Raw genomic sequence first — 7,653 nt, 5'->3', positions numbered from 1 at the left:
TGCGACGTAGTGGAATATCTACATAACCTCGATCCTCCTTTAGTTCACCGAGATATCAAACCAGCCAATCTAATGTTACGCAACATCGACAGCCGTTTGATGCTGTTAGTTTTTGGTGCGGTCAAAGAATTGGGTACGGCACTAGAAACCAGAATTGGGGTAGAAGGATATAGCGCGCCCGAACAATATCGCGGTAAACCTTGTCCACAATCAGATATTTATGGTATCTGTACGACGATTATTTTCTTGCTGACTGGTAACGCACCGATGCAATATTATCGCTATCAGAGTAATAAGTTTGAATTTAACATCGACAGTATTCCTAACTTGCCCGCTAATTTAGGGGAAGTGCTAAATATTGCTTGTCAGCCAGAACCTAGAGATCGCTATCAAACAGCTAAAGAATTATCTGAAGCTCTGGCTAACTGTCTTTAGTTTTAATATTCTTACTGGGATTTAATTAGTCTTCGTCCCAATCTTCTACGTCTAATAACTCTTGAATTGAATCTTGGGCAGAGAAATCAAAATCTAGTAATTCATTTTTCCAATAAGACCAATCATTGCCCAAAAGTAGGGCTATTTTACCGATGCGATCGCTCGGAGCGACAATTTTAGATTGTACCAAGGAAGATACTTGGCGTTGCAATTTCATCATTGGATGCGCAACTTGCTTTGTCATAGGCTCAACTTTGTCTACTATGATATGTTGGTTGAATAGTTTATTAGGGTCTGGCTTTCTGTTTGGCTACACAAACTTTAGTCTTAGCCTGAAGGAGTGCAGATTAACCTGACATACTTTTAACTTATAATACAGTATTTCGGCAAGTGTTTGTAATAATAAATACGGTAATTACTAATTAAAGTACAGAAAACCGACTGTTCCTGTGCGGGTAAGGATGAATATAAAACTAAAATTATTAATTGGTCTGGGAATCGTTGTAACTGCGATCGCTCCCGTGGGAGCATTGAATGATTCTTTAGGGGAAAAAGGGGTTAACGCTCGTCGTCTGCATAACAAACCGTACAATCTCTTGGGACGCAAAATTGGGATCGGTCAAGTAGAGGTGGGTCGTCCCGTAAAGCCTGGTAAGGATAAGGCAGCGAACGATTTAAAAGTTATTTCTCCCAGGGCAGTTTTTTATCGAGATCGTCCTTCTGTTGCCGATAAAAATGTAGACGATCATGCCAGTATGGTTGCAGGAGTAATGATTGCGAGAGATAAGTTTCTCCAGGGGATCGCACCAATGGCAAAATTATATGCTTCGGCGGTGGGATCTTTAAGCGAAGGAGGACAAGCCCAAGAATGTCTGGCTACACAACATATTGCCAGGCAAAATAGTGGCGATGTCAGAGCGATTAATTTTAGTTTTGGGGAATCTTTAGAACGAGACGAAAGAGACGAACCTCGTTTGGATGGAAAAGCCTTGTTGACTTCTTGTATTGATTGGTTGGCGCGTCAGGATAATGTTTTGTATGCGATCGCAGGCAACCAAGGTACTGGAGGAATACCGATTCCTACAGATAATTTTAACGGGATCGTCACGGCATACACTACCAAAAGAAATGGAGAGTTTGATAAAGTCGATTTTGCCAATTTGAGCGATCTCCCCGTCGGCATCGGACGGAGTTTGATTAAAAAAGAAATTAATTATGGCATTAGACGAGCGGTTAGTTTGCTTGCCCCTGGAGGGCGAATCTCTGTCTACAATCAAAAAAATCAATTAGAACAAGTTAGCGGAACTAGTTTTGCTGCCCCTCATATTACTGGTGCTGTAGCCTTATTACAGGAATATGGCGATCGCAGGTTGCGTTCTCAAAAACAGAACCAGAATTCAACTTCCGATCCTAATTGGAGTCTAGATTCTCGCCGCCATGAAGTAATGAAAGCAGTTTTGCTCAATTCTGCCGATAAAATAGCCGATTCGGGAGACGGTATGCTGTTGGGTATGGAGCGAACTATCTGGGGCGAAAAAAACCATAATTGGTTTGATTCCGATGCCTATGAAAATCCCCGCATTTCCTTAGATATCCAAATGGGTACTGGTCATCTCAATGTCTGGCGCGCTTATCAACAATTTAGCGCGGGACAAGCTCAGAAACAAAAACCTGTTGGAGCTATTGGTTGGGATTACAATCGAGTACCTGCCTATGGCTATCGAGAATATATTTTAGAACAACCTTTGTCAGCAGGGAGTCATGCAGCGATCACTTTGGTATGGGATCGCTTGGTCACTCTCAATGATTTTAATCGCAATCAACAATATGATGAGGGGGAAACTTTTCGCGATCGCGGTTTGAATAATTTGGATGTTTATTTAATTCCTCTCAATGAGGAAAGTAATATGCGTAATGTTTGTTCTTCTTCGACCTCCGAAGATAGTACAGAACATATATTTTGTCCCATACCAACTACAGGACGCTATAAAATCCGCGTTTACTTTCGCCATCAATTTAACGAGCCAATTCAGTCTTATGGTTTGGCTTGGTGGACGAAATTTAACTAATAACTAACAAATAATAACTAATATTTATGAATTCTCCTAAAACAATAGATCGCTCTATTTTAGATGCCTTGGAGCGTTTGATCTCAGTAGTGGCACAATTGCGATCGCCCGATGTTGGTTGTCCTTGGGATTTAGCGCAAACCCCAGAAAGCTTGATTCCCTATGTAATTGAAGAAGCTTATGAAGTAGTTGATGCGATTCAATCGGGGGACAAAGATGCGCTCGCGGAAGAGTTGGGGGATTTGTTGTTACAGGTGGTTTTACAAACCCAAATTGCCAGCGAATCAGGGGACTTTACCCTCAAAGAAGTGGCAGAAGGGATTAGTGAAAAATTGATTCGTCGTCATCCCCATGTATTTGGCGACGTTAAGGTTAATAGTGCTAGTGAAGTAAATCAGAATTGGGAGCAAATTAAGGCACAGGAAAAAGGAGAAACCCCCGAAGAGGCAAAATTACTCAGTCGTAAGTTAAAACGCTACGCTCGCAGTTTGCCTCCTTTGATGGCAGGGATGAAAATTTCTCAGAAAGCTGCTGCTGCGGGTTTTGAATGGGAAAACGCTGCGGGGGTATGGGAAAAGTTTGAAGAGGAGTTGGCAGAGTTTCAAGAAGCTTTGGAGACAGATAATAAAATCCACCAAGAAGAGGAATTGGGAGATTTGTTATTTACCATTATCAATATCGCCCGTTGGTACGATCTCAGTCCTTTTGATGGTTTGCAGGGAACTAATCAGCGGTTTATTCAGCGTTTGGCAATGATGGAAAAATTCGCCGAGCGTCCTTTAAATGAATACGATATTAATCAGTTAGAAGCTTTGTGGCAACAAGCAAAGGTAAAGTTAAATAATAAGTAGTTAGGTATTCATTGATAAATGCTCAATGTTAACTGTTAAATGATATACGACTGGATTGTGATTGGTGCGGGAATAACTGGTGCTTGTTTGGCATATGAATTAAGCCAGCAAGGATTAAAGGTCTTAATCGTGGAGAAAGATCTAACTCCCAATAATGCCACTGTTTATAGTTATGGTGGCTTGGCTTATTGGTCGGGGACAGATAAATTAACCCGCACTTTGGGAGGAGAAGGCATAGCATTACATCGCAATCTGTCTGAAGAATTAGACGCAGATACAGAATTTCGCGATCTGGATTTAGTTCTCACCGTAGATCGAGAAGATGACCCCGAAGCGATCGCCCAAAATTATAATCGCTTTGCTATTCTCCCCGAATTGTTGAGCGTTAACGAAGCTTGTGTTTTAGAGCCATTACTCAATCCTAATGCTATCTCTGGGGCATTAAAACTGCCTCACGGACACATTCATCCTCAAAAAACTACTGATGCCTATCTTCGAGCTTTTCAACGCAATGGCGGAAAGATAGTTGGCGAACGCGTTATTAATTTCCTATTCCAAGGAGAAGCAGTAATCGGAGTGCAAACTCAAAATAATGTTTTTCACGCTGCCAATACTGTTGTTTGTGCGGGGGGACTATCGCGATCGCTATTACAACAAGCAAATATCAAAATCGAGCAGTATTTTACCCACGCCCAATTAATTATGACTCCTCCTGTAGAGTTGGAATTGGGTACGATAGTCATGCCCGCCGTACAGCAAAGATTTATTCTCGAAGCCAAAGCCAAAGAACTAAATGATGATGCTTGGAACCCTCCCTACAACGAAGCACCAACAGCAATTTTAGATCCTGGGGCAATCCAGTTTAAAGACGGTAGCATTTGTCTGGGTCAAATTAGCGCGATCGCTCCCAATCCCCAAGCCAAACTCAATCCTTTCACTGCCGAGACAGAAATTCGCCAACAAGTTAGTCATGTTTTACCCCTCCTAGAAGATATTCCTGGCACTTGTCACAATTGTCTGGTGGCATTTAATCATCAAGCGATCGCCTTGGTGGGAAATATAGCCAACCGTAAGGGAATTTATCTTTTCTCGGGTTTTACTAGCACCCTAGTTTTTGCTCCCGTATTAGCTAGGCGTTTTTCTCGTTGGGTGTTGGGTCAAGAAGATAAGGCGATCGCTCAATTGCAATCTTATATTAACGAACATCAATAATTATCTAATGGTTTTAAGTAGTTCTTTTGTTGAGGGTTTGTTAAAATTTCAGAAAAAACGTAGCAAAACAGACAAATTTCTTTATATAAAAAGAAAAGCTGACTTATCCTTATATAAACGAATGTCTAAATAGGTGTCAAAGGGAGATAGATCGTGAACGCATCGGAAAGAGCCAAGGGTTTAAATACCGCAACTAAAATTGCTTCTACTGTCACTTTGTTTAAAACTCAATTTCCCGATGCCAAAGCCGATCTCAAACCTTGGCAAAACGATCCAGACACTCGCGAGTTAGTCGATCCAGATTCGATTGACATTGGCTTTCACTTTCCTGGTTGGAGTAGACGCTATCAAAGTAATAGCATTCTAGTCCAAATTAGATTTTATAAAGACCCAACTGAAGAACGAGAAAAATTTATTGGCGTAGAAACTTGTGGCTTTAGTTATATCGGTCAGGCTTGGAAATTTTCCACCATTGATAATTGGCAGTGTGTCGGTCAATGCAAACCAGCAGAAGAAGCAGAAAAACAGTTGAAGTTATTTTGCCGTCAGGTATTTGAATTATTTAATTAATAATTAAATTAAAACTTTTTGTTGCGCTTCTAACAATTGGGCAATACCTTTCTCAGCTAAATCCAACATCGCGTTTAATTGCGATCGCGTCATACTATTTGCTTCTGCCGTACCTTGAATTTCAATTAACTCTAATTTACCGTTCATCACTACATTTAAGTCTACATCCGCAGCTACATCTTCAGGATAATCAAGGTCTAAAAAGGCTTCTCCTTCAATTAAGCCGACAGAAATTGCTGCTACTGGCTCTAAGGGTGGCGATGTTTTTAACTCTCCTGTGGCAATCAACTTGTTGATACCACGAGCCAAGGCTACATATCCCCCTGTAATGGAAGCGGTACGAGTCCCCGCATCTGCTTGTAAGACATCCGCATCGATAGTAATAGTCTTTTCTCCAAAACCTTGAAGATTTATTGCCGCCCGCAAACTACGCCCGATCAGTCTTTGAATTTCTTGAGTGCGTCCTGAAAGCTTCATCAATTCTCGTGAATGACGGGTATTAGTCGCTCCTGGTAACATTCTATATTCTGCTGTCAGCCAACCTCGACCGCTATTTAATAAGAATCTAGGCACCCGATCTTCAATACTAACAGTACACAAAACTTTAGTTTTGCCGCATTCGACAATGACAGAAGATAAAGGATTTTCAATAAAATCTAGTTGAAATTTATGAGGGCGTAATCGATCGGCTTGACGGTTTTCAGAACGTTTCCAGGGCAAAGTATTACTCCTTAATTAATAGAATAATTAAGTTTGACAGAAAATAATAAATCAGAAATCTATAATTTACAATGTTGATATGTTTCTTAACTAAAATCTTTATTTTTCATCAATTAGTTGCTCCCAAAGCAATTAATATTCACCAAGTTTATTTGTGGTTATTTAAGATTTTTAAAATTATTCGATAAAGTTAAAATTTACTTATATCGTAATAAATAAATAGGAACGTTTTAGTTTCGTTCTTATTTGGCTAACAATTTTCAATGTAGTAACTATTTAGAAATTGTGTCCAATATATTTGTTTCCCTATTTCTCGCAGCTTTTGTCAGTTTTATCGCTCCAGTAGTTTTAATTGGTGGTGCGATCGCAACTTTGGTGATTGTGGGTTATGTTCCAGGTTTTTGGGAGTTGAGCGATCGCATGATATCTTGTATTGCGGATTTTCTAGCTGTATTTGGTAATGGCAAACCAATACAAGGAATGATTACTTTAGGAATTACAGTTAGTATTGTTGGTATTCTGTTAGATATGCTCAATTTTTATCGCTACCAAAGTATTAAAGACCGCGATTGATAATCGATAACCTATAACCTATAACTGAGGGTGACCCCCTTCGGGTTCAGCAGTTCCTACAACGGAACGGGGCGTATAAAGGTCGGAGGCAACCTCCGACCACAGCCCCTCGGAAACCTCCGCAACGGACTGCTTCACCGCGTACCACAAGGGCATAATATCGCCGTAAGGCGCGTCTTGAAAAAGTTGACGGCACTCCATACTCGGATGCAAGCTCCGAGTCCGTGCCTCCTCATGGGGGAGACCCCCAAGACCGCACTTTTCCGCAAGGGAACGCACCCGAACCCGAAGGGCTATAACCTATAACCTATAACCTATAATGGCTTGCGCTTTTGAGTCTGTAGTTTATAACTGCCATCACTACTCTACAATGAGACAATAGCAAAGCAAATTTATCAGATCGGCTTAGATCGTAATGGCAGTAACAATACAACAATTAACCAAATGGAAACAAACAGGACGAGCGATCGTTTCCCTAACAGCCTGGGATTATAGCTTGGCGCAGATCTTAGATGAGGCAGGAGTCGATCTGATCTTAGTAGGGGATTCTCTAGCAATGGTCGGTTTGGGTTATGAAAGTACTCTTCCCCTAACCCTAGACGAGACTATTCACCACGCTAAAGCAGTATGTCGCGGAGTCAAAAGAGCTTTAATAGTTTGCGATTTGCCTTTTATGAGCTATCAGGTTAGCCTCGAAAAAGCTATGGAAGCAGCAGGAAGAGTTCTCAAGGAAACAGGGGCATCTGCCGTTAAGATCGAAGGCGGACAGCCAAAGATGTTGGAGATAGTCAAAGAGTTGACTGCTATCGGTATTCCTGTAATGGGTCACGTGGGTTTGACTCCCCAATCTTTTCGCGTATTGGGCTACAAACAACAAGGGAAAACAGAAAAAGAAGCCAATTTAATTATCGATCGCGCCATTGCCCTGGAGCGTTCGGGGGCTTTTGCCATTATTCTCGAACATATACCCTCAGATCTGGCAGCGATAATTACCTCAAAACTCTCTATTCCCACTATTGGTATTGGTGCGGGAAATCAATGTGATGGACAAGTCTTAGTGACTGCCGACTTTTTGGGTTTATCTCAAAGACAGCCTCCCTTTGCTAAATCTTATGTCAACCTGAGACAAGTAATTAGTAATGCAGTGCAAGAATTTACTATGGAAGTAAACGAGAAAAAATTTCCCTCTTCTTAAATACCGAACGTTCAATGCTCAATGTTCC

General features: G+C 41.1%; 9 protein-coding genes. 7 read left to right on the top strand and 2 right to left on the bottom strand.

Annotation, left to right across the window (positions count from 1 at the left end):
- On the top strand, positions 1–435 hold a 435-nt coding region (locus AC33VI_RS03340; RefSeq protein ID WP_491780852.1), incomplete at its 5' end, for a serine/threonine protein kinase.
- 25 nt (positions 436–460) lie between these two features.
- On the opposite strand, the gene AC33VI_RS03335 is transcribed toward AC33VI_RS03340, so the two are convergent.
- Positions 461–679, bottom strand: a complete 219-nt coding sequence (locus AC33VI_RS03335) for a DUF4327 family protein (protein WP_491780851.1) — start codon at positions 677–679, stop codon at positions 461–463.
- 217 nt (positions 680–896) lie between these two features.
- On the opposite strand from AC33VI_RS03335, the gene AC33VI_RS03330 reads away from it, so the two are divergent.
- From AC33VI_RS03330 to AC33VI_RS03315, 4 genes are all read left to right on the top strand, one after another.
- Complete coding sequence (locus AC33VI_RS03330; RefSeq protein ID WP_491780850.1) at positions 897–2,504, top strand: S8 family serine peptidase; 1,608 nt, start codon at positions 897–899, stop codon at positions 2,502–2,504.
- Positions 2,505–2,530: 26 nt separating this feature from the next.
- Positions 2,531–3,355, top strand: coding sequence for a nucleoside triphosphate pyrophosphohydrolase (gene mazG, locus AC33VI_RS03325; protein ID WP_491780849.1), 825 nt, complete (start codon positions 2,531–2,533; stop codon positions 3,353–3,355).
- A 39-nt stretch (positions 3,356–3,394) separates the two neighbouring features.
- Positions 3,395–4,567 carry an NAD(P)/FAD-dependent oxidoreductase gene (locus AC33VI_RS03320; protein WP_491780848.1) on the top strand — a complete coding sequence of 391 codons (1,173 nt, stop codon included), beginning with the start codon at positions 3,395–3,397 and terminating at the stop codon, positions 4,565–4,567.
- A gap of 153 nt (positions 4,568–4,720) precedes the next feature.
- Entirely contained in the window at positions 4,721–5,137 is a 417-nt protein-coding gene (locus tag AC33VI_RS03315) for a Tery_1686 family protein (protein ID WP_491780847.1), read from the top strand.
- 3 nt (positions 5,138–5,140) lie between these two features.
- On the opposite strand, the gene rph is transcribed toward AC33VI_RS03315, so the two are convergent.
- Positions 5,141–5,857, bottom strand: coding sequence for a ribonuclease PH (gene rph / locus AC33VI_RS03310; protein ID WP_491780846.1), 717 nt, complete (start codon positions 5,855–5,857; stop codon positions 5,141–5,143).
- Between the two features lie 285 nt (positions 5,858–6,142).
- Between rph and AC33VI_RS03305 the strand changes: the two genes are divergently transcribed.
- Both AC33VI_RS03305 and panB read left to right on the top strand, forming a co-directional pair.
- Positions 6,143–6,430 carry a hypothetical protein gene (locus tag AC33VI_RS03305; protein ID WP_491780845.1) on the top strand — a complete coding sequence of 96 codons (288 nt, stop codon included), beginning with the start codon at positions 6,143–6,145 and terminating at the stop codon, positions 6,428–6,430.
- A gap of 415 nt (positions 6,431–6,845) precedes the next feature.
- Entirely contained in the window at positions 6,846–7,625 is a 780-nt protein-coding gene (gene panB / locus AC33VI_RS03300) for a 3-methyl-2-oxobutanoate hydroxymethyltransferase (protein WP_491780844.1), read from the top strand.
- Positions 7,626–7,653: the final 28 nt, after the last annotated feature.

It is taken from the genome of Waterburya sp., from assembly GCF_058530065.1.
This window is presented reverse-complemented; position numbering and strand designations above follow the sequence as displayed.